Origin of the sequence: Shewanella sp. WE21 (assembly GCF_002966515.1) — a bacterium.
GTDB classification, from domain to species: Bacteria; Pseudomonadota; Gammaproteobacteria; order Enterobacterales; family Shewanellaceae; genus Shewanella; species Shewanella oncorhynchi.
On sequence record NZ_CP023019.1, the window covers coordinates 584,437 to 606,510 of the forward strand.

The window sequence follows — 22,074 nt, forward strand, 5'->3', positions numbered from 1 at the left end:
GCCCATTTACTTGAAGCGAATCAAGGGAAAACAAGGTAAAAAACCTTAATCAAGAAAGGTAAAAATTATTTATATCTAAAACAGAATAGCAGTGATAAATTGCTAATGTTGGCACAGTGGTATTAAGAGAATGCTTCTTAATCTGTGGTTAACAATACATAACTAAAGGAAATAAAATGAATAAGTTATCAGCTGTTTTTACTCTATTGGCATTAGTAAGTTTCACTTCCTTTGCTGACGACTCCTCTTTACCGCCTGCACCAGCTGCCGATCTCGCTCAGTTGAAAGAAGTGTGCCAACAGATGGCCTCTGAAGATCAAGTCGAAAATGCTGAGCTAAAACAATATGTGCTTGATTGTGTAAACGATCAATTGACAGAAATGGGCTACAAGTCAGTTACTGAGGTCAATTAATCTTCATTCTAATCTCTGTGTTATTACCGCAAAGTAGGTTATTCGGCTTCAGTCTGTGCCATTCACACTTGCGAATGGCATTATTATTTCCAAGCAACACAGCTTTTACATCATAATTAACATCATTTCAGTTACACTCGAAACTTATAAAACACAAAATTTAACATCCACAATTAACCGTACGAAAGCAGCCAAGATAAGCTTTTAGCATGACTATCAACATATTGTGCAATTCATAAATTTATTATTTAATTGATAGCTGTATCATTTTGCATCTCCGTGAATGAAACCACTGTTGAATTGAGCATAAAATGCTAATCTGTTTTCCTGTATTATTAACCTCAGCCCTTAATCGTTAAATCATGTATCGTATTCTTTTTGTCCTCATTACAAGTTTAAGTATTTTGCCTGCAATCGGAATGGCGAAAGAAGCCTGTGCACCAGAAAATCAATGTATTGAGATGAACAACTGGGATCTAGGCATCGCCATAGGCTGGGGACAAAAAAGCAATCCACTTAGGGATTTTGACGATATTCCATTGTTCTTTATTCCAACAGTGGCCTATTACGGCGAACACTGGTTCTTCGACAATGGTAATTTAGGTTATACCTTAGCCGAGCAAGAAAGCTTTACAATTAACTTAGTAACAAGTTATAGCTTAGATAGAGCCTACTTCTATCAATGGGACCCATCGAATATCTTTTTGAATCGTGGCACTCAAGTTGAAGCCAAAGCCATAAATAGTATGGCTTTGTCGACTGAGCCAGAGCCTGAGTTTAATTCCTTAGAGACTCGGAACTTCACCTTACTTGGCGGTGCCGAAGCATTCATCTATACACGGCTCGGTATTATTAGATTGGCGTACACTCATGATATGTTTAATGTTCATCAAGGTTCAGAAGCACAAATAAAATGGACCTATGGCTGGGATTACGATCGTTTCATTTTTGAGTTTGCATTGGTATTTGATTGGAAAAGCCAAGATGTAGTGGATTATTATTACAGTGTTAGACCCAGTGAAAACGCCTATTGGAGCGAAAGATATCAAGCAAAATCAGGTTGGGATAAAGGTGCGGAAATGACGGCCCGTTACATATTAACTGACAATTGGGATCTACTGTTGGCAGTTCGTTACACTCTAATTGCCGATGAGATTGCCGCCAGTCCCTTGTTAGACCAAGACTATAGCAGCACCTACTTTATCGGCGCAGCCTATAGGTTCTAACGTTAGTGACACTGCCTCAGTTAAGCTTGCTTTGCTTTATAGGTCTAAGCCTCGGCTTGATGGGCCAAAGTTCAGCACAAGCCAAAACTCGCGACTCTGCACTCAAACTCACACCCGAAATTTGCATCACAAGTTCAGAAACTGAGGCCTGTGACGTCTATATAGAACTACAGTGGGAACTCGCTAAAGATGAGCTTATCTGTATCTTGTCCGACAACGCCGCCTATCCCAAATGGTGCAGTGATTCAGTTTCAACCCATACGGTAAGCATGAAAATCCACACTATGACGGATATTCAATTTGTCATGGTGAGTAAAGACAGTAACCAAACTTTGGCTGGTGCCAAACTTAAAATCACTTCTGCATCACAACCTCAGGTTCGCAGACGTTACCGCAACCCTTGGAGTTTATTTTAATGACAAGCCCACAATCGAACCACAGAGTATTATTGGTTGAAGACGACGTTCGCCTAGCAAACTTGATTGTAGATTACCTAAAATCCCATGGTATGCATGTTGAAGTTGAACGCCGTGGCGATACAGTGCTAACACGATTAATCAATTACAAGCCAGATATCATACTGTTAGACATTATGCTACCGGGCATGGATGGCCTCACTCTGTGTGAGAAACTGCCCGATTATTTCGCAGGTCCAATCCTATTGATGAGCGCACTTGGTTCAAGTGAAGATCAAATCAAAGGACTAGAACTCGGTGCCGATGACTACGTGGTCAAGCCCGTCGATCCTGCTCTGTTAGTTGCGCGGATCAACAACTTACTTCGCCGTCAGAATCAGCCACCACAGGCAGAATCACACTGTCTAACCTTCGGTAAATTGAGTATCGACCCGCATACCCATGCGATTCGTCTTAATGAAACTGAAATTGATCTCACCAGCCATGAATTCGAATTGCTGTGGTTACTGGCCTCGCAAGCGGGCCAAGTGCTCAGCCGTCAGTATATTTATCAGTTGTTACTCAATATTGATTTCGATGGTAAAGATCGAAAAATTGACGTGCGGATCTCTAGATTACGTAAAAAACTCAACGATAATATTGAGACACCTTTCAGAATTAAAACCGTTTGGGGACAAGGTTATCTCTTTGCTCCTGAAGCTTGGAATAACTAAGCACAAATACAGTGAAACGTCTCTTTATCAGTTTATATCTGCTACTCAGTCTCAGCGTGCTTGGGATTGGCTGGACACTCGACAGCCTGTGGCAGAAGAATGTTGATGACAATAATGCCCTCGATGCGCCGTTAGTGGCATTGGCGCAATTATTAGCTGAATTACCTCCCGATGCCCGCCAACGGTATCTGGAGGCGATCCCAGCGAACCCTGTGATGCCACTGCAATTACTCAATGCAGATCAAGTCGCGCTGGCAGATAATCAAGCTTTAAGCACAAGCAAGGTGTTCACCACCACGGCCAATGATGATAGCTTGCTGCAATTTATTCGAGTAGACGATCAAGTCTTAATGGCGGGGCCGCTGGACATAGATCCCAGAGCCAACCTTCGCAGCCTGTTCACCCTGTTCTTTTATTTATCGCTCGCCCTCGTTGCGCTAATTTGGGTCGGCCCGCTTTCACGGGATTTGAGCATACTGCGTAAGGCCACCAAAGAATTTGGCGAAGCCAAATGGGACACGCGGATTACCCTGTCAAATCGCTCCCAAGTTAAGCCCTTAGCCAATACGTTTAACGAAATGGCGCGACATATCAGCGCCTTGATTGAGAACCAGAAACACTTATCTAATGCGGTATCCCATGAGATCCGCACGCCACTGGCGAGGCTCAAATTTGCTCTTGCACTTATGCCTATGTATTGTCAGCCAGATTCGGACGAACAGAAGCGACAAGACTTTCTCGATGAAATGCAGCTCGACATCAAAGAAATGGAAGACTTACTTCAAGAACTGCTGACCTACGCCAGCTTAGAGTCACAGCGAGAAGGTATCCAGTTGGATGAGTACGATTTAATTAATCTCATCAATCAAAGTATTAAGCGCCTAGAAACCTTAAGTCCAACGCCTATAACGCTCAAGGCCGAAGTCGAAAAACTGCCCTTATTCGGAGAACCCGCATTAATCGAACGGGCACTACAGAATTTACTGACCAATGCACAACGCTTTGCCCGCACTGAAATCATCATTGAAGTTAAGCAGACCCAGCATAGGGTCAATTTAAGTGTGAGTAACGACGGCGAACCTATCCCTGCGGTGGATTTACCGAAAGTGTTCGAGCCATTTTATCGCAGCCAATCGGTACAGAATGGCAATAAAGGACATGGTTTAGGCCTTGCGATCATCAAACGGATTATGCAACGACATCAAGGGAATGTGTGTGTTACCAGTGATGCACAACATACTCGATTTAGTTTAATCTGGCCGAAGAAGCGTAAGCTGTAATAGGGATTGGGATTAAACGACTGCGGGTCTGTTATTCATCTAACGCGCTAATTCTACAAGTCAATTAAATAAGTCAGTTAAATAAGACTATTTAACAAAGTATTCAAGATATTAGTCTAGCTCGAAGCCACCAAAATCCAGATCGGCTTCGGGCTCAGGCTCAAAATTCAACTGTGGGTTTAACGCTGCTCTTTCTTGCTCTATTTGCGCTTGCCGTGCTTTCATCATCGCCAACTGGCGACGACGTTTACGTTGAGTACACAGGCGAATGACATCATACTTTTGCGCATCTGAAAACGTTAGCCAATTGAATCTTTCGTCACGGCTTCGCAGGCAACCATTACAGTAACCGCGCGCATCGGTAACACACACACCGATACAAGGACTCGGGATATCAAAAAAGGCTAACTGTTCCATAACCTGCCGCTATTCCTATCTAAAAATGAACCATACTCAAAACGACCAGCGCTAAAAAAGATACCGTTGGATTGCATTCAAAGCGATTCAAATACACCACACTTATCTAAAGTACTTGCAGAAACAACCTTAATCAAGGCACATTGAACAGAGTTTGTACAACTTGGAGCACTATCATGGGATACCGTCACTTTGCCAGTCTGCTCGTCGCTGTTGCCTTATTAAGCGCTTGCAGCAGTAAACCGAAAAACGATTATGATCTCAATTACGACTTCACCGCACTACGCAGTTTTACCCAGTTAACACCACAGCCGACGGATGACCCGTTAAGCGCCCAGCGTATTCAAGTAGAAATTAACAACCAATTGACTCAAAAAGGGTTTGTAGAAAATACAGCGTCGCCCGACTTTAACGTCGCCTACGCCTTACTCACCCAAGATAAGCCCAAAGATTCAGGGCTATCCATTGGATTAGGCACAGGCACATTCGGAAGTTCGGGCGGGATTGGAATAGGCACCAGTGTTGGTGTGCCGCTGGGGAGTGATAGCGCTAAAATTCAAACCATTCAGATAGATATTGTCGATCCTAAGACCAAAGTTCTTATTTGGCGTGGCAGCGACAGCTATGATTTTGATGCAGGCGGTAACGAGAAAGCCCAAGATACCGCCAAAGCCGTCAACCGAATTTTGACGCAATTCCCACCGAAAAAATGATCACGTTTTAAAGGGTAAAAATGGGCGCGTCTCGCCCATTTTTATCAATCAAACATTCATATCGCTCAATATGCTTAGAGTAAAAATCTAGGACTCAGGAAAAAAGCCCTGACGAAAGGTAACGATCGCCCCTATCACAGACAATCGCCACGACCACAGAACCCGGATATTGTTTAGCAATCTCCAGCGCAGCAAACACGGCACCGCCCGAACTGACTCCTGCACAAATCCCTTCCTCTCGCGCTAAGGTTCTCGCCATGGCTTTTGCATCTTGCTCTTCAATATCCATAACTAAATCAACCCAAGAAGCATCAAAAATCCCAGGCAAATATGCCTGCGGCCAACGCCGAATCCCAGGAATAGCACTGCCATCGGCGGGTTGAAGGCCGACGATAGTAATGTCTGGATTACAACTTTTAAGGTATTTGGACACACCCATTATGGTACCTGTCGTCCCCATACTTGACACAAAGTGGGTAATTTTGCCTAGACTCTGTTGCCAGATCTCAGGGCCTGTCGTGAGGAAATGGGCATTAGCGTTATCTTGGTTATTAAATTGATCCAGCACCTTACCTTTGCCTTCGCTTTGTAACTGCAGCGCCAAATCCCGCGCAGTCTCCATGTTATCCACTAGCATGAGCTCTGCGCCATAGGCTTGCATCGCATCCTTACGCTCCTGAGTCGAATTATTCGGCATAATCAGGATCATCTTGTATCCTTTGATTGCCGCCGCCATCGCCAGTGCAATCCCAGTATTGCCACTCGTTGCCTCAATAAGCGTATCACCAGGGCTTATTTCTTGGCGAAGTTCGGCCTGAATAATCATATTGAGTGCAGGACGATCTTTTACTGAACCCGCGGGGTTATTGCCTTCCAATTTTAATAGTACAGTGGAAGTACCACAGTTAAGCCGCTGCAAGCGAACCAGCGGAGTTTGCCCGATGCAGGCTTCAATTGTCGGAAAGTCAGACACTAGGATTATCCTTTACTTGATAAAAACAACTAAGCGATAGCCTATTCTAAGTCGGTTACCACTGACAAACACGGTGAATACTGCTTATAACATAAAATAAATCGCTCATAGTTATTCAAAAAAGTTCTATTCAACTGGCTTTTTATAAACAATTAATTCTATTACTCTAGGTGCCATAACGCTGACAAAATTGCCAGATTAAGGAGTTAAAAATGTCCGTAAAATTGATAAAGGCCCTGCTAGGAACCCTCATTCTGGGAACCTCACTCAATGTGACTGCCGCAGATCAAACCCTGCTTAATTCCTCTTATGATATCGCACGGGAATTATTCAATGCCTACAACCCCGTTTTTGCCAAACATTGGGAAGAGAAAACAGGTAAAACCGTCGAAATTAAACAATCCCATGCAGGCTCATCTGCACAGGCACGCTCTATTCTGCAGGGATTACCCGCAGATGTGGTGACGTTTAACCAAGTAACAGACGTTCAGGTCCTCCATGACCGCGGTAAATTGATCCCTGAAAATTGGCAACAATTACTGCCTAACGCCAGTTCACCTTACTATTCCACCATCGCATTTTTGGTACGCAAAGGTAACCCAAAGCAGATCAGCGACTGGGGCGATTTAGCGAGAGATGACGTTAAACTGGTCTTTCCTAACCCAAAAACCTCTGGTAATGCTCGCTACACTTATTTAGCCGCATTAGGTTATGCTCAGAAAAACTATGGTAAGGATAATCAGGCTAAACTGGATCAATTCCTGAAAAAATTCCTCGGTAATGTCGCAGTATTTGATACTGGCGGCCGCGGTGCGACCACCTCCTTTGTCGAACGTGGGATCGGTGATGTATTAATTACCTTTGAATCGGAAGTGAACAATATCCGCCAGCAGTATGGTACGGACGATTACCAAGTGGTTGTACCAAAAACCTCGATTCTGGCAGAGTTCCCCGTCGCTGTAGTTGAAAAAAATGCTAAGCGTAACGGTACACAGGAACTCGCAACTGAGTATTTGAATTATCTCTACAGTGAAGAAGCACAACGTCTACTGGCAGGATTCAGCTATCGTGTACACAACGAAAAGGTAAAAGCTGAGTTTGCTAAACAGTTCCCTACCGTTGACCTGCTGACTGTTGAGCAAATCATCGGTGGTTGGGATAATGCCATGAAAACGCAGTTTGCTAACGGTGCAAAACTCGATGAGCTATTAAAGCGCTGATATCGTCCTTAATGTAGTAAGATATCAACATTGAACCCGAGCAAAGTCTCGGGTTTATCGCTAATTGGCATTTATCAATCAGTGTTAGCCGTAAAGATTGCATCCAACAAATGGCTTGAGCCAACAACGAGCGAACCGTATAAATAGTATTGGTTTAACGCAATTAACCTGATCGGGTGATTATTCTGTGATTTTTAATAACGGGCGTTTACGCCATAAGCGGGTTCTTCCCGGTTTTACCATCAGCTTAGGTGTGTCACTACTATTTGTCAGCCTAATCCTATTATTGCCGACCACAGGCCTAATCATGCAGACCAGTTCAATGAGCTGGTCCGAATACTGGGGCGTGATTGCCGATCCCAGAGTGGTTGCCAGTTACCGAGTCACCATACTATCGGCGCTCGCGGCATCATTATTTAACTGCCTTTTCGGATTATTACTCGCATGGGTACTCGTGCGTTATGAATTTCCCGGCAAACGCATTTTAGATGCCTTGGTAGATTTACCCTTTGCCTTGCCGACCGCCGTTGCCGGTATCACCTTAGCCACCCTTTATGCGGAAAACGGCCAAATCGGTAGTCTATTGGCTGAATGGGGCATAAAAGTTGCCTACACCCCGCTAGGCATAGTGGTCGCGATGATTTTCACCAGTATTCCCTTTGTGGTTCGTACAGTACAACCCGTTCTCGAAGAGTTATCCCACGAGGAAGAAGAAGCGGGAATGACGCTTGGCGCCTCGGATCGTTCGGTATTCTGGCGGGTTATTTTGCCCTCCCTTTGGCCAGCATTAATGATTGGAACGGCACTGTCTTTTACCCGCAGTCTGGGTGAGTTTGGTGCAGTGATCTTTATCGCTGGCAATATGCCTTATATCAGTGAAATCACTTCGTTAATGATCTTTGTCCGCCTGCAAGAATTTGATTTTGCAGGTGCCAGCGCCATTGCCTCAGTGGTTCTGATGACCTCGTTACTGCTATTACTGCTGATAAACCTGTGGCAGGCGCGTTATCTGCGCCGCATTCATGGACGATAAGGAGCAAATATGAACTCATTTAAACCCTTAAGAGTCGGTGAAGCGCCCCTGATCAAATGGAGCCTTATTACCCTCGCCGTGCTCTTGGGCTTGCTATTGTTGCTATTGCCGTTGGTGAGTATTTTTCAGCAGGCGTTTGTCGGAGGTTGGGAGCGTTATATTGGGCACCTAACTCAACCGGATTCGCTGCATGCGATTGGTTTAACACTGATGGTGGCAGCACTCACAGTACCAATCAATTTAGTGTTCGGAATCATGCTGGCGTGGAGCGTGACTCGTTTTGAATTCCCCGGTCGCAAATTACTGATCACGCTAATTGATATTCCATTTGCGGTCTCCCCTGTCGTCGCAGGTTTGCTCTATTTGCTGCTCTATGGCAACAGTGGCTGGCTGGGCGAATGGCTATATGAGCACGATCTGCAGATCATGTTTGCTTGGCCGGGAATACTATTAGTGACCATTTTTGTCACTTGCCCCTTTGTAGCCAGAGAACTGATCCCATTGATGCAACAACAGGGCGCATCGGAAGAAGAAGCTGCAGTGATCCTTGGAGCGTCATGGTGGCAACTCTTTCGCCGCGTGACCCTACCCAACATCAAATGGGCACTGATTTACGGTGTGATCCTCACCAATGCCAGAGCCGTAGGAGAATTTGGTGCCGTTGCTGTCGTGTCTGGCAACATTCGCGGCGAAACCAATACCTTACCTTTACATGTGCAATTATTGTACGAAGATTATCAGGCCGAAGCCGCCTTCGCGAGCGCGTCATTACTGGCCCTGATCGCCCTATTTACCCTAATGTTAAAAGCCGTAGTGGAATGGCGGCAACAACGCAGTTTAACCGCCAATGACAATAAAGAGCAGAGCCAACTATGAGTATTCGTCTTACTAATATTTCCAAGAAATTTGGCCAATTTCAGGCGCTTTCCCCACTTAATCTCGATATTCAAGAAGGGGAAATGATTGGTCTGCTGGGACCATCAGGTTCAGGCAAAACCACACTGCTGCGGATTATTGCCGGTCTTGAAGGAGCCGATAGCGGCCAAATTCAATTCGGCAACCGAGATGTCACTCAAGTGCATGTGCGTGAAAGACGCGTAGGTTTTGTGTTTCAAAACTACGCGCTGTTTCGCCATATGACGGTCGCCGATAACGTCGCCTTTGGACTCGAAGTCATGCCGAAAAAACAAAGGCCTTCAGCGGCAGAAATTCATAAGCGAGTGACACAACTGCTAGAAACAGTACAACTAGGCCATCTCGCACAGCGCTATCCTGAACAACTCTCGGGAGGACAAAAACAGCGCATTGCATTGGCCCGTGCACTCGCAACCCAACCAGAAGTCTTGCTACTGGATGAACCCTTTGGCGCCTTGGATGCTAAAGTGCGTAAAGAACTACGCCGCTGGCTACGCAGCCTGCATGATGAATTGAAATTCACCAGCGTGTTTGTGACCCACGATCAGGATGAGGCGCTTGAGCTCTCAGATAGAGTGGTAGTGATGAGTAATGGTCATATAGAGCAGATTAATACACCTGCTGAGCTATACTCGCACCCCAATAGTCGCTTTGTGTTTGATTTTCTTGGTAACGTCAATGTCTTTGAAGCCAGTTGGCAACAAAAACGTTGGGAAAATGGTCAAGCATTTTTAACACCTCCAGAACAGCCAGCACTGCAGCAAGATGGTGTTCTCTATGTACGCAGTCACGAATTAGCGCTGTCAAATAAGCCTAATAGTCAGGCCAATTTGCCGTTCAATATTGTCGCCATGACCCCCATTGGCGCCGAAGTTAGATTGGAATTAGCCCCACACGGCTGGCATAGTGAAGAGCTGTGGGAAGCCAAATTCACCCACCATAATCTGCAGGAACTCGGGTTGCAAAAAGGCAGTGTAGTTTACGCTACCCCAAGAACAGCTTACTTCTTTGGTGCGCAGGGTGAGAGTTCACCAACGCGTCTAAGTTGGCCATTCCTGACTCCGGGCAGTCTCGCCTTTGATATCTAATGTCATCATAATAGGAATAAGCAGCATTAGCGGTACCACAGGGAGTGGATACCGCTAAGATTCAAACCATTTAGAGAGATATTGTCACGCCAAACACTGAAGCACTCATTAGGCATTGCCGCGACAACTTTTGGTGATAGCGACAGCTTTGATTTTTGATGCAAGCGGTAACGAGAAAGCCCAAGATACCGCCAAAACGTCAGCTAGATCTTGGTGCTGTCCCCTCCGAAGAAGTAATTAATCATGGATGGCATATACAGCCCATCCATGTTGAATCAATAGAGCTGATAAGCAGGTTTACACCTAGTAATCAACACATTAGATGTTTATAACAAATAATTATTGCAGAAATACTCATAAAATCAGCGGGTAAACGAATTAACTAACCGAGGTTAATAATTCCAATTTCAGCCTATACATTTCATCAACTGACACCACTTTCACGCTGCTTATTTCAATAGAACCTTCTTTCGCCCATAAAAATGGATAAAAGCTCAGGCATTTATCTGTAGCTATCTGTGAATAGTTTTTTTGGAAGCGATCTTTACCTAAACTCGCATAAAACTCATTGATTCTCTTTGTAGCTGACCATTGAAAAAAATCTGTGAACCCGATTTCTAACGCTTCCCAATGAATTGAGTCTGGCGACCAATAGTATATATTCCCAACATCTGCGCCTAAACCGCCGCCGTTGATAGCAAAAAATCCACCAACTACGTCATTCGCCACTAAAAGATAATGTGCACTTCTATTCCAATCAGTAAGGTTTCTAGACAATCTTTCATGTCCAGAGCCGAAAAATCGAATCCATCCATTGTCGATCAAAATCCCACCGGTTTCGTAGGCAATAGCCCCTAATACCGAACGAGTCGATACCTGAAGGGATTCAAGTACTTCAACCCGATCCTTTGAAGGCGGCAGTATCTCTACACAATGCTCAGCACCAGCAACCATTTCATTGACTACTTTTATGCCAGAGTCTTCGATATCAATCAGTTCATATATACTTTTCAATCTCTTATCCTTGTATCACTAATATCCAGTAAAACGACTCATCATTCATGACAGTACCTTGGGAATCTCGAAAATAACTAAGCCAATATAGCGTTTAAAAATGCTAGTTAGCACTCATGGTACTAAGCAAAAATCTTACTCATGGGCATTCACGGTTCGGCCTGCTGCCCATTGTCGTAGCGCATTGATTTTATCGCTCATGACCACAGATAAAGGCCGTGTCTTACTAAGTTCTTCAAGTAATAGCACTTGGTCGACACTGCACTCGACACTTCTTGCGGTATACATGGCAGCAATAACGGCTTGTTCGATTTCGGCGCCGGAAAATCCTTGGCTACGAGCTGATAAAAGGGCGAGATCTAAGCTCGCCACATCGATTCCACGGCGCTTACAGTGGATTAAGAAGATAGCTTTACGTATGGCTTCGTCGGGTAAATCGACAAAAAAGATTTCATCCATCCTGCCCTTTCGCATCAACTCTGGCGGCAGAACTTGAATATCATTAGCGGTAGCCACCACAAACACTTCAGATTTACGCTCCGCCATCCAAGTGAGTAAGGTGCCGAGGATCCGCGTCGATGTTCCCTCATCACTGCTACTCCCGCTTAAGCCTTTTTCAATTTCATCTATCCAAAGCACACAGGGCGACATCATGTCAGCCAGATCCAGTGCATTACGCAGGTTCTTCTCGGTTTCGCCTATGTATTTGTTATATAAGGCTGCCATATCGAGCCTAAGCAAAGGTCGTTGCCAAACGCCCGCAACCGCCTTAGCCGCGAGGCTCTTACCACTGCCCTGAACGCCCAGCAGTAAAATCCCCTTGGGCGCATCGAGCGCTTTGACGTGCTGAACTGGAGTCGGCTGGCCGCCTTGGTCAATGGCGCTGACAGCCACTATGGGCGAGCGCTGCTTGAGCCATTTTTTAAGATTATGTAGTCCTGCGACCTGTGAAAAATCACTGGTGTCGTATTCAAATTGCAGCACACCATTAAGATCGAGTAGCTGAAACTTGGCTTTATTGATGGCGTCGATATCTGACAAGGTAATAGCACCGTCATTGACTATGGCTTTGCGTACGAGACGACGGGCATCGTCTAAAGTCACGCCCCGCAGATTATCGGCTAATTTGACCACAGCCGCATCATCGACCTGTAGCGGCGTACCTTGGTGACGAATTTTATCAACTTCAAGATAAATCAGATTTTGCAATTGCACTGTACTTGGCAAAGTTAAGTGAAAATATGCGCAATAACGTTTGATTTCAGGCGGGATTTCAAAGGCGTGGCTCACCAGCACTAAGGTGTGCTGCAGCGTCTCATACTCAAGGGCTATCTCTTTGAGTAAGCGTACGTTCTTTGGCGCGTCAACCACAAAGGGATGGAAGTCGCACAGCACATAAATTCCCTGCTGCGAGGTTGATTTAATTTGCCCGAGCAGATCTGTAGGTTCGCTATTAAACTTTTGCGCCGCCAAGGGCTTATCGACCCGTGCTAGGCCTTGGGTTATGCTCCATGTAAACACAGGTTGATAGAGCACACTGGCGACCCGCTTAAGCAACTCAACCACGCGATATTCTTCATAGGTTTCAATCACTACGATTGGCGTATTGGAGCGCAGCACTGAGGTTAAATCGTGAATATCTTGCATGCTTTCAAATTCCTTTTTATTCACCCCAAATGGGTCACAAAAAAGTCCAGCGAACTGGACTTGATACAACAGACAAAAGTTAACCGATTAAGGGTTAATGTCCATCAAAAAACAAGTAATTCAGCCAACCTTGCATCCTCAGCAATACTTTACGCATCACAGCGACATGATGGAAATGTTCAGTATAAATTGCAACCTGCCCAGAAACACCCGCAGGAAATTGCTTACGGATGGCATCATCTTCGATATCAATCAGCACAATAACGCGACCATTTTGAAATAAACGAGCCGATGACTGCAGCGCGCCGCCCATTTGAACTTCACCTTCAGCCATAGCGGGTAATATTTTCGCCACTTTCCCCTTAAAGATTTGTCCTGGAGCGGCATCCAATATCACTTCAGCTTCATCACCTTCCTGCAAACGCATTAACGAGTTTTGCCAGAATGCCCCCGCAAAGTAGCGCTGCTCGTCGGGAATAAAGCTCATTACGGGACGTAATGGTAAAGGCACAGCCATCGCTCCCGCACGAAGTGCCATTTGCGTCACCACACCATCAGCAGGTGCCCGCACGACTGTCTGTTCTAAATCGTAGAGTGCACTGGCTAAATCAGCTTGCAAGCCAGCTACTTTAGTATTGACACCATCAATATTAGATTCATAGGCCAGCCTGACACGCAGTTCTTCAGCATTCGCGACGGTCAGTTGTGCCTCTGAGGCTAAGTACAATTGACGCCTATTATCGAGTTCCAGTTCAGTAAAAGGCGAATTCGCGCCCCCTTTCTTGCGGCCTAACTCATAACGCTCGAAGGCAGATTTATTACGGTCTTTATCGGCCCTAGCGCGCTCTACATTAGCCTTAGCAGACTCCCACGCCGCGGCGAGTTGTGGCACTTGGAGCTCTGCTTCCATCAAAGCTGCGCGTTTACGTTTAACAACGGCCTCGAAGGGAATAGGATCGAGACGAAATAACACATCCCCTTGTTTAACTGGCACATTAGGCTGCACTTCCACCGAAGTCACTAAGCCTTTTACTGCGGGGGTGATAGGGATAGTGACAAAATATTCACGGGCAAAACGAGAATAAGGATGGTTGTAATTCATCACGAGCAATAAGGTACCAATAATGAACACTCCACCCAGCACTGCGGTGGGAACAGTCCATTTATTCATCGGAATTTTAAAGACTTTAAAGATAGCAATACACACGGCCGCATAGGTGAGTATGAGTAATAAATCCATGTTATACCTCAACTTTGTCTGTTTTTATCGCATCCACAGCAGGCGCTATATTCATGGGAGTTATTTGCTCTAACTGTTCAAGCCGAGTCTGAAGCCCTCTGACCGTCTCGCGCAATGAATTCACATCCTCCTCTAAAACTAATTCTCGCTTCATTACAGTATTGAACCCCCAACCGCGATCTTCACGGTATAAAGTCGCCCAGATCCATAAAAATGGCCAAATAGCATGTAGGGTGAATAGACTCACCCACCCGGCGATATGCAATGCATCTTGCTGGGGATGATTACGTTTTTTGGCTATTTCATAGGGGATATCATGAATGGCTATGACACCATAAAACATGATAATGATGACAAAAAACAAAATACCTAACGCAAAGTAATCTAAGAACATCCGCATCTCCTTGTATTAATAATATCTATTCCATCCCAAAGATTAGTGGATGGCCCCCGAACATGCCACCAACATGACATTAACATTTGACTTTGCTCTCAACCTCAATATTAACCAAAGATATGCTGTTTCGTTTTTGCCCCCAGTGATCCGGGACACACTTGTCAATTTACTCCATGATCCTAAAGCCTGTTCAGGCTAAACTAACCACATCATTGCGGCATAGAACGCAAGCATAAAACCCATCATCCCTACAATCTCAAAGGTACCCACACATGATAGGCACTCCCTACACTGAGGGCGCACGACGCGCCATGTTGCTCGGCTGCGGTGAACTTGGCAAAGAAGTGGCCATTGAACTGCAACGCTTAGGCGTTGAAGTGATTGGCGTTGACCGTTACGCCAACGCCCCCGCCATGCAAGTCGCGCATCGCTCCCATGTGATCAATATGCTCGATGCCAACGCCCTGCGTGCGGTTATCGAGTTAGAAAAACCGCACTTAGTCATCCCAGAAATTGAAGCCATCGCCACCCAAACCTTAGTGGACATGGAAGCCGAAGGGGTGAATATTATCCCAACAGCTCGGGCAACAAAGCTCACTATGGACAGGGAAGGTATTCGTCGTCTCGCCGCTGAAACCTTAGGTTTACCGACTTCTCCGTATTTTTTCTGTGATACCGAAACCGAATTTAATCAAGCGATTAGTGAAATTGGCGTTCCCTGTGTGGTGAAGCCAGTCATGAGTTCCTCGGGCAAAGGCCAAAGCGTTATTCGCGATATCGCCCTCAGCCATAAAGCGTGGCAATACGCCCAAGAAGGCGGACGCGCCGGCGGCGGTCGCGTGATAGTCGAAGGCTTTATTCCCTTCGATTATGAAATCACCCTGTTAACCATCAGCGCAGTCAACGGCATTCATTTTTGTGCGCCCATTGGCCACAGGCAAGAAGATGGCGATTATCGCGAGTCATGGCAGCCACAAGCCATGTCCGATGAAGTGTTAGCAAAATCCCAAGCGATTGCGAGCAAAGTCGTCGAAGCCCTTGGCGGTTATGGATTATTTGGCGTAGAACTGTTTGTTAAAGGCAATGAAGTGTATTTCTCTGAAGTCTCGCCAAGACCCCACGACACAGGCTTAGTCACACTCATCAGCCAAGATTTATCAGAATTTGCCCTACATGTGAGAGCGATTCTCGGCCTGCCTATTCCCAATATCCATCAGCATGGTCCAAGTGCCTCGGCGGTTATTTTGGCCGAAGGCACCTCAAACAATATCCGCTATCAAGGGATTGGTGCGGCATTAGAAGCGGTCAACACTCAGCTTAGATTATTCGCCAAACCCGATATTGATGGTCGCCGCCGTTTAGGTGTCGCGCTTGCCCGTGATATCGATATCGACAGCGCAATCAGCAAAGCACTCGATAGCGCCAGTAAAGTAAAAGTCATCTTTTAAGCGGGTTTAACCGTTTAAAATTGGCTTTAAGCACAAGCGACACATCAAAGGGAAATGCGCTTTAATGCTATTTCCCTTTTTCAACACAGAGCCGCACCAATAAAAAGTGACAGCCCAAAATCGACAGTCCCAAATCGACAGAGTAAACTAGCGCCCTTTCTTGCTAGCCATCATCCTAAGTTGTGGCTTAACTCAGATAATTAACTCCGATAATTAACCCAGATAAGTAAAACCAACAGTAGACCCCAATATGCATCTTCAGCCTTCTTGCTTTACCTCTTTCACACAAGCCATTGATGCCTATGCCCTGCCGCAACGTTTTACCTTTCCTTTCTATTACGAACCGCACCCACTGTGCGTGATCGCTGCCAACGAATTACAACGCTACCTTGAGACTCAAAACGATTGGCAACATAACTTTGGCCTCACGGGGGAGTTAACGGGTGCCATTGGTAAAATGTTTGGTGTGCTTTTAGTGCAAGATCCGCAGGGAGAAGTGGGCTATTTGTCGGCATTTTCGGGCAAGTTAGCTGAGCAGAACCATTGGCCACGCTTCGTTCCACCTGTGTTTGATATGCTGGCTAAGGACAATTTTTTCCACGCCGAAAATCTGCAAATCAACCAAATTAACGAGCAGCTACTTGCAGTAGAAAATCATCCCGATATTCCTCGGCTATCGAACGAACTCAACGCTGAGCAAGCTCAAGCACAAGCCAAGCTTGCCGCCCACAGGCAAGTGATGATCGACGGCCGTCAATCCCGCAAGACGCAGCGCAATCAACTCGCAGTGCAATGGGCAGCCAATCCAACTGATGAGACTTTACGTGAAAATACTGCAATCGAAGCTAAACTCAGCCAAGAAAGCATTAACGAAAAGAATCAGTTAAGAGATATTAAACGCTATTGGGATGAACGTATCCATGCCATCAGCCAAGCGTTAACTCTGCTCACTGATAAGCGTGACGCGTTAAGACTACAGCGTAAACAGCTCTCGGCGGCGCTGCAGCAAAAGCTGTTTGAGCAGTATCGTTTTTTGAATATTCGCGGCGCAGAAAAAAGCCTTAACGGCATATTTAACGGGACGGTTGAGTTAACACCGCCCGCAGGCTCAGGGGAATGTGCCGCCCCTAAGTTGCTACATTACGCCTTTAAACACGGTCTTAAACCATTGGCAATTGCCGAATTTTGGTGGGGGGCGCCGCCAAAATCAGAAATTCGCCAACATAAGCAGTTTTATCCTGCCTGTCTGCGCAAATGCCAGCCTATCTTGGGGCATATGCTCGAAGGGCTTGTTGTCGATGATAATCCGCTGCTGACGAACCCTGCCGAAGGCAAAACCTTAAACATCCTCTACCAAGACGAGGCGATGGCGATTGTGAACAAACCCGCCGAGTTTTTATCCGTGCCCGGCAAAGAGATTGAAGACTCAGTGTATTCGCGCATACGGCAAACGTTTCCCAATGCCACTGGACCACTTATCGTCCACAGACTCGATATGTCGACCTCGGGATTAATGGTGATCGCATTGACAAAAGACGCCCATAAACAACTGCAAAAACAGTTTATCCAGCGCACTGTGACTAAACGTTATGTGGCACTTTTAGCGGGAACTCCTACAGCAATGGCAGATAGGCAGGCAACGGGACAAATCTCTTTACCGCTACGTGGCGATTTAGACGATAGACCGAGGCAACTCGTTTGCCATGAGTTTGGCAAAGCGGCCCAAACCTATTGGGAATTAAGCCATATCGATGAAATGGCACGTACAGTCCGCGTATATCTATCCCCAAAAACGGGCCGAACCCATCAACTCAGAGTTCACTGCGCCCACTCAGAAGGGCTAAATACGCCCATTGTGGGTGACGATCTGTACGGCACTCGCGCCAATCGCCTGCATCTGCATGCCGATTTATTGATGCTTCAACATCCCGTCACCCGTGAACAGATGCGCTTTCAAGTCGATCCTGATTTTTGAGATCTGAGTTCTGATATTGATTAACAAGGCACCAAAAGGAAAACCAAGCTTAGTGGGCATTATCAGAAGTTTGACCGCGATGTATAAGTGGCATTTTTCAGGCATAGTAATGTCTCACTCAAAACGGAATCGACAGCAGTAGTATGGGCATAGGCAATCTGGTTAAAAACATAAGCCAAAATCAATGGTTCTTATTTGCTTTGTTGAGCGCCGCCGTATTTATGAGCGCCTGCCAGCCGGCATCAAACCCCAATGAAATCACGGCTAGCCCAAATACCAGTGTCGCAGTAAAAACCGCTACAGAAGCAACAACACTTCGAGCGCCACTCGCGCAGGAAGTCTATATCTGGCAGCGCCAATGGCGCCCCGCCAATCAAACGGCATTAGTGCAAAGCCAAAGTGCATTCCAAGGATTACGTATTTTAGCCCTGCAGGCACACCCCAAACCCAATGGTGCCGATATTTGGTTTGAGGTCGCCGTTAACCACACTTGGCTACAGACCGATCCTAGACCCAAAATCGCTGTGGTTCGCTTAGATGGCCAACTTACTCGACTCAATGATGCTGAGATCATCAGTAAAATCAGCCAAGTACTTAACAGCTGGCAGGCTAAAGGCACTAAAATCGCTGGGGTGGAAATCGACCACGACAGTGCCAACAGTAAACTGCCAGCCTATCGGGATTTCCTTAAAAAGCTTAAAGCGCAGTTACCCACAGAACTCAAACTCAGCATTACTGCACTGCCCGCTTGGCTCAGTAGCGCCGATTTCCCCGCATTACTCAGCAATATTGATGAACTGGTGCTGCAAATTCACAGCGTAAGCGATCCACGCCTCGGACTATTCGATGCGACTCAAGGTTGGCAGTGGGTGCAGCAACTTTCAAATATCAGCACTGTGCCTTACCTTATTGCACTCCCCGCCTATGGTTCGGCGGTCATCAGTACAGCTTCAGGTTATCAAGTTGAAAGTGAAACACCGCTGCGCGATCAACTCAAATCAGCCAATGTAGTACAGGAACTGATGGCCGAACCGCAAGTATTGCAGACTTTTGTGCAAAAACTACACACTCAAAAAGATGCCAAACTCAGAGGCATTATCTGGTTTCGGCTGCCGCTGGAAGGGGATAAAAGGGTTTGGCCACTCAACACCTTAATCGCCGTTGCACAGCAAGGTGAACTTGCCGCCAAGATTGAATTAGTGATATCAAGCGATAACAAGGCCACAGCCCAAACGATATTAGCCGCTGAAAATAAGCCAAAAAATCTGGAAATCCGCAAGCCACAGCTATTCCAACTGAGCTTAATGAATCACGGTAATATTGCAGGTGAAATGCCTCCTCTTTTGTCGCTAGCGGGACAAGCTTGCAGCGGGTATGATGCGCAAAATGGCTATAGCGTAATACAAAAAGATGGGCTGTTAACGTGGCAATGGCGAGCTGAGAATACAGCAGCGTTGACACCAACCAAAACAGTTTCACGCACTGCAATCATGCCTATGCCGCAATCAAACAGAGACATTCAAACACACATGCTCAACCCTGGCGGCCAAAAAGTGATAGGCTGGGCACGTTGTGAGTCATTATATTTACAGGGAATTTATGCGCCATAAGCCAAAACTATCATTTACCATGGCAATACCCAATCGGGCTTTTATGCTTAAAAAGACCACGCTCATTTGTTTAAGCTTATTTTCCCCTATGCTATTGGCCTGCGGCCCCGATTTTCCTTTGCAACTCACTCAGGATAGGCAGAGCAATCTCAGTTATTTACCGCAAACCTCTTTCAGCCAGCAGCTCACAGCCCTCGCAAAACCTTTGCCTTGGCAGTATCAAGATGCACCCGCTGCACAAGAATATCTGTGGGATGAAGTGCATAGCCGTTATCTTTCACAAACTCGCGCCTTTGAAAACAGCGAGTTAAGTGACGCCCATTTAGCTTTAGTGAACACTTTGCGGGATGCAACGGGCCCCATTGAAGCCGAGCAAATGGCCGCTAAGTTAGACAAAGATCTACCACAAGCGCTAACTTGGTACACCTTAGGTGCCGTAGCGTTTGAAGCAAAAGATTATGAGAGGGCGAGTAACTATTTCAGCAAAATCATTAAATTACCACAAAATGAACGCGCATCTCGTAGCCTGTGGGCACTCTATTCGCTGTCGCGTATTGAGCTTATCTTAAGCAAGACTTCGGCTGATCCTGAACATTTTAATCGTGCCAATGCTTACCTGACACAATTACAAACCGAAGTCGCACAAGGCGCCGCCGATCCCCTGCGTTTGAGTTTAGCGAGCTTAGGTGAGCAAGCCTATATCCTGCTACACCAAGGCCAGCCGCTCCCGCAATTGACCAATCAAGGGGCAGGTGAAACTGAGTCAGAGCTGCAAATGACTCTCACCCCTGATGCACTGAATAAAGCTATTGAGCTCTACGCCACCCAATCGGTACAGGGCGATAGCGGCGGTTATGATTCCTTATTGATGTTAAGCCGCACTTTGATGGGTAAAGAGATTGCTGAACTTAAGCCGCTACTGCAACAGGCGAGCGTGCAGCAGTTATTGATTGCCTATTGGCAAAGCAGCACTAATGAATTCGCCTACAATGGCCAGCTTTCAGAAATGGGATTAAAGGTTGCTGAGCTCCTTAAAGTATTTCCAACCGATGGCTTACAGCTCAACCATGGCGATAAATTAGCGGCGATTTATTACCAGTTAGGGGATTATGCCAGTGCTGAGCGCCTATTAACGCTAGCGAAACCGAGCGGCCTCACTTGGTGGCTCAACGCAAAATTAATGCTACAAAAGGGCGATCAAGCAGAAGCGGCCAAGGCCTATGCTCAGGCTGCGCGTCACTTCCCTGAGCAGCTCAATAAGATCTCGGCCACTGTTGACGCTAAAGAAACTCAGCAACAAGCCATTAATGCCGATGAAGATACAGCCACTTACTGCCGTATTCGTGCCGAGCAAGGGGTGTTGTCACTAGAGCGTGGCGAATATGTCGATGCGCTCAATCACTTACTCGCCAGCGGTGATGAGTACTGGCAAGACATTGCCTATGTGGCGGAGCGCGTGCTCACCACGGCTGAACTTAAGTTATTTGTCGACGAACATGTGCCATTTATCGCCTTTGAATACCCTAAAGACAGCGACTGGTACGATAATATTGAGCCAATTAACAACCGCTTGCGCTACTTGCTAGGTCGCAGGCTATTACGCGAAGGCGCGATAGCTGAAGCGCCAGTTTACTTCCCTAATCCTAAACTGAATGCCAGCGCCCTTGCCTATGCCACAGAGTTGAATGCAGCGAAAAAAACAAAAGGCATTAATAGCGCGAAAGCCTATTGGGCTGTTGCCGAACTTGCCCGCCACCAAGGCATGGAACTCTTAGGGTTTGAATTAGCCCCGGATTACACTATCTACCAAGGTGTCTTCGATCTAAGTGATTGGAATGAACCGAGCAAACTGGCTGAGAAAGAACAGCTGCGGATCAGTGCTAGCCAAGCAATCCCCGATAAACGCTTCCATTATCGCTACACGGCGGCAGAACTAGCCAACAAGGCATCGGATCATGTGCCCCACAACAGCCAAGCCTATGCAGCGCTACTCTGCCAAGCCACAGGTTGGGTATTGTATCGAGATCAAGAACTTGCCCTGCGTTACTACAAAAAATACGTCGCCAACGGCCCCTTTGTGCCTTGGGCCGAGAACTTTGGTTTGCAGTGTGAAGCGCCCGATTTTGACGGTGCAGTAAAACGAGCGCAGGCGAATGAAATGGCAGAATGGAACGCCCTGTACCACAAGCTGAAAAAGCCCGTCGTATTTGGCGTATTAGCCCTCACAGGCTTATTGGGTGTGTGGTGGATGCGTAGAAGAAAAACTCAATAATAAATAACCATTTACGTCTTTCTCTCTCAACGTCGACATGATGAAAGAGAGAAAGACGCATACC

General features: G+C 46.3%; 20 protein-coding genes. 14 read left to right on the forward strand and 6 right to left on the reverse strand.

The window, feature by feature from the left end:
- Positions 1-176: 176 nt before the first annotated feature.
- The 5 genes from CKQ84_RS02430 (at position 177) to CKQ84_RS02450 (ending at position 4,048) form a co-directional block, all read left to right on the forward strand.
- Entirely contained in the window at positions 177-413 is a 237-nt protein-coding gene (locus CKQ84_RS02430; protein ID WP_028759260.1) for a hypothetical protein, read from the forward strand.
- A 362-nt stretch (positions 414-775) separates the two neighbouring features.
- Positions 776-1,639 (forward strand): MipA/OmpV family protein, encoded by an 864-nt coding sequence (locus CKQ84_RS02435; RefSeq protein WP_105249977.1) that lies wholly within the window; start codon positions 776-778, stop codon positions 1,637-1,639.
- A gap of 5 nt (positions 1,640-1,644) precedes the next feature.
- Entirely contained in the window at positions 1,645-2,055 is a 411-nt protein-coding gene (locus CKQ84_RS02440) for a DUF3019 domain-containing protein (RefSeq protein WP_105249978.1), read from the forward strand.
- Positions 2,055-2,768 (forward strand): response regulator, encoded by a 714-nt coding sequence (locus CKQ84_RS02445; protein WP_006080570.1) that lies wholly within the window; start codon positions 2,055-2,057, stop codon positions 2,766-2,768. Before CKQ84_RS02440 ends, CKQ84_RS02445 begins: the two co-directional genes overlap by 1 nt.
- An 11-nt stretch (positions 2,769-2,779) precedes the next feature.
- Positions 2,780-4,048, forward strand: coding sequence for an ATP-binding protein (locus CKQ84_RS02450; protein ID WP_105249979.1), 1,269 nt, complete (start codon positions 2,780-2,782; stop codon positions 4,046-4,048).
- Between the two features lie 111 nt (positions 4,049-4,159).
- Here the strand turns inward: CKQ84_RS02450 and CKQ84_RS02455 are convergent, their stop codons facing one another.
- Positions 4,160-4,465 (reverse strand): DUF1289 domain-containing protein, encoded by a 306-nt coding sequence (locus CKQ84_RS02455; protein WP_028759256.1) that lies wholly within the window; start codon positions 4,463-4,465, stop codon positions 4,160-4,162.
- 176 nt (positions 4,466-4,641) lie between these two features.
- Between CKQ84_RS02455 and CKQ84_RS02460 the strand changes: the two genes are divergently transcribed.
- Positions 4,642-5,178, forward strand: coding sequence for a DUF4136 domain-containing protein (locus CKQ84_RS02460; RefSeq protein ID WP_105249980.1), 537 nt, complete (start codon positions 4,642-4,644; stop codon positions 5,176-5,178).
- Between the two features lie 94 nt (positions 5,179-5,272).
- On the opposite strand, the gene cysM is transcribed toward CKQ84_RS02460, so the two are convergent.
- Entirely contained in the window at positions 5,273-6,151 is an 879-nt protein-coding gene (cysM, locus tag CKQ84_RS02465) for a cysteine synthase CysM (protein ID WP_105249981.1), read from the reverse strand.
- 212 nt (positions 6,152-6,363) lie between these two features.
- On the opposite strand from cysM, the gene cysP reads away from it, so the two are divergent.
- From cysP to CKQ84_RS02485, 4 genes are all read left to right on the forward strand, one after another.
- Complete coding sequence (cysP, locus tag CKQ84_RS02470; protein ID WP_028759253.1) at positions 6,364-7,371, forward strand: thiosulfate ABC transporter substrate-binding protein CysP; 1,008 nt, start codon at positions 6,364-6,366, stop codon at positions 7,369-7,371.
- Between the two features lie 187 nt (positions 7,372-7,558).
- Positions 7,559-8,404 carry a sulfate/thiosulfate ABC transporter permease CysT gene (gene cysT / locus CKQ84_RS02475; RefSeq protein ID WP_105249982.1) on the forward strand — a complete coding sequence of 282 codons (846 nt, stop codon included), beginning with the start codon at positions 7,559-7,561 and terminating at the stop codon, positions 8,402-8,404.
- Between the two features lie 9 nt (positions 8,405-8,413).
- Entirely contained in the window at positions 8,414-9,280 is an 867-nt protein-coding gene (gene cysW, locus CKQ84_RS02480) for a sulfate ABC transporter permease subunit CysW (protein WP_028759251.1), read from the forward strand.
- A complete protein-coding gene (locus CKQ84_RS02485; RefSeq protein WP_028759250.1) occupies positions 9,277-10,407 on the forward strand; it encodes a sulfate/molybdate ABC transporter ATP-binding protein in 1,131 nt (376 codons plus the stop codon). Before cysW ends, CKQ84_RS02485 begins: the two co-directional genes overlap by 4 nt.
- A gap of 378 nt (positions 10,408-10,785) precedes the next feature.
- Here the strand turns inward: CKQ84_RS02485 and CKQ84_RS02490 are convergent, their stop codons facing one another.
- From CKQ84_RS02490 to CKQ84_RS02505, 4 genes are all read right to left on the reverse strand, one after another.
- Complete coding sequence (locus tag CKQ84_RS02490) at positions 10,786-11,421, reverse strand: DUF2625 family protein (protein ID WP_105249983.1); 636 nt, start codon at positions 11,419-11,421, stop codon at positions 10,786-10,788.
- 135 nt (positions 11,422-11,556) lie between these two features.
- Entirely contained in the window at positions 11,557-13,068 is a 1,512-nt protein-coding gene (locus CKQ84_RS02495) for an AAA family ATPase (protein ID WP_028759248.1), read from the reverse strand.
- Positions 13,069-13,162: 94 nt separating this feature from the next.
- Complete coding sequence (locus tag CKQ84_RS02500; RefSeq protein WP_105249984.1) at positions 13,163-14,308, reverse strand: HlyD family secretion protein; 1,146 nt, start codon at positions 14,306-14,308, stop codon at positions 13,163-13,165.
- A 1-nt stretch (position 14,309) separates the two neighbouring features.
- A complete protein-coding gene (locus CKQ84_RS02505) occupies positions 14,310-14,702 on the reverse strand; it encodes a DUF3302 domain-containing protein (RefSeq protein ID WP_028759246.1) in 393 nt (130 codons plus the stop codon).
- A gap of 275 nt (positions 14,703-14,977) precedes the next feature.
- Here CKQ84_RS02505 and purT point away from each other — a divergent pair, with 275 nt between their 5' ends.
- From purT to CKQ84_RS02525, 4 genes are all read left to right on the forward strand, one after another.
- Positions 14,978-16,153, forward strand: a complete 1,176-nt coding sequence (purT, locus tag CKQ84_RS02510; RefSeq protein ID WP_028759245.1) for a formate-dependent phosphoribosylglycinamide formyltransferase — start codon at positions 14,978-14,980, stop codon at positions 16,151-16,153.
- Between the two features lie 250 nt (positions 16,154-16,403).
- Entirely contained in the window at positions 16,404-18,128 is a 1,725-nt protein-coding gene (locus CKQ84_RS02515) for an RluA family pseudouridine synthase (protein ID WP_105249985.1), read from the forward strand.
- Positions 18,129-18,271: 143 nt separating this feature from the next.
- Positions 18,272-19,738 carry a DUF3142 domain-containing protein gene (locus CKQ84_RS02520; RefSeq protein ID WP_105249986.1) on the forward strand — a complete coding sequence of 489 codons (1,467 nt, stop codon included), beginning with the start codon at positions 18,272-18,274 and terminating at the stop codon, positions 19,736-19,738.
- On the forward strand, positions 19,728-22,010 hold the full coding sequence (locus CKQ84_RS02525; RefSeq protein WP_105249987.1) for a hypothetical protein: 2,283 nt from the start codon (positions 19,728-19,730) through the stop codon (positions 22,008-22,010). The genes CKQ84_RS02520 and CKQ84_RS02525 overlap by 11 nt, the downstream gene beginning before the upstream one ends.
- Positions 22,011-22,074: the final 64 nt, after the last annotated feature.

Coding starts and splice junctions, on each gene's coding strand:
- CKQ84_RS02430 (WP_028759260.1), top strand. CDS start 177: ATGAATAAGTTATCAGCTGTTTTTACTCTATTGGCATTAGTAAGTTTC.
- CKQ84_RS02435 (WP_105249977.1), top strand. CDS start 776: ATGTATCGTATTCTTTTTGTCCTCATTACAAGTTTAAGTATTTTGCCT.
- CKQ84_RS02445 (WP_006080570.1), top strand. CDS start 2,055: ATGACAAGCCCACAATCGAACCACAGAGTATTATTGGTTGAAGACGAC.
- CKQ84_RS02455 (WP_028759256.1), bottom strand. CDS start 4,465: ATGGAACAGTTAGCCTTTTTTGATATCCCGAGTCCTTGTATCGGTGTG.
- CKQ84_RS02460 (WP_105249980.1), top strand. CDS start 4,642: ATGGGATACCGTCACTTTGCCAGTCTGCTCGTCGCTGTTGCCTTATTA.
- cysP (WP_028759253.1), top strand. CDS start 6,364: ATGTCCGTAAAATTGATAAAGGCCCTGCTAGGAACCCTCATTCTGGGA.
- cysW (WP_028759251.1), top strand. CDS start 8,414: ATGAACTCATTTAAACCCTTAAGAGTCGGTGAAGCGCCCCTGATCAAA.
- CKQ84_RS02485 (WP_028759250.1), top strand. CDS start 9,277: ATGAGTATTCGTCTTACTAATATTTCCAAGAAATTTGGCCAATTTCAG.
- CKQ84_RS02495 (WP_028759248.1), bottom strand. CDS start 13,068: ATGCAAGATATTCACGATTTAACCTCAGTGCTGCGCTCCAATACGCCA.
- CKQ84_RS02500 (WP_105249984.1), bottom strand. CDS start 14,308: ATGGATTTATTACTCATACTCACCTATGCGGCCGTGTGTATTGCTATC.
- CKQ84_RS02505 (WP_028759246.1), bottom strand. CDS start 14,702: ATGTTCTTAGATTACTTTGCGTTAGGTATTTTGTTTTTTGTCATCATT.
- purT (WP_028759245.1), top strand. CDS start 14,978: ATGATAGGCACTCCCTACACTGAGGGCGCACGACGCGCCATGTTGCTC.
- CKQ84_RS02515 (WP_105249985.1), top strand. CDS start 16,404: ATGCATCTTCAGCCTTCTTGCTTTACCTCTTTCACACAAGCCATTGAT.
- CKQ84_RS02520 (WP_105249986.1), top strand. CDS start 18,272: ATGGGCATAGGCAATCTGGTTAAAAACATAAGCCAAAATCAATGGTTC.
- CKQ84_RS02525 (WP_105249987.1), top strand. CDS start 19,728: ATGCGCCATAAGCCAAAACTATCATTTACCATGGCAATACCCAATCGG.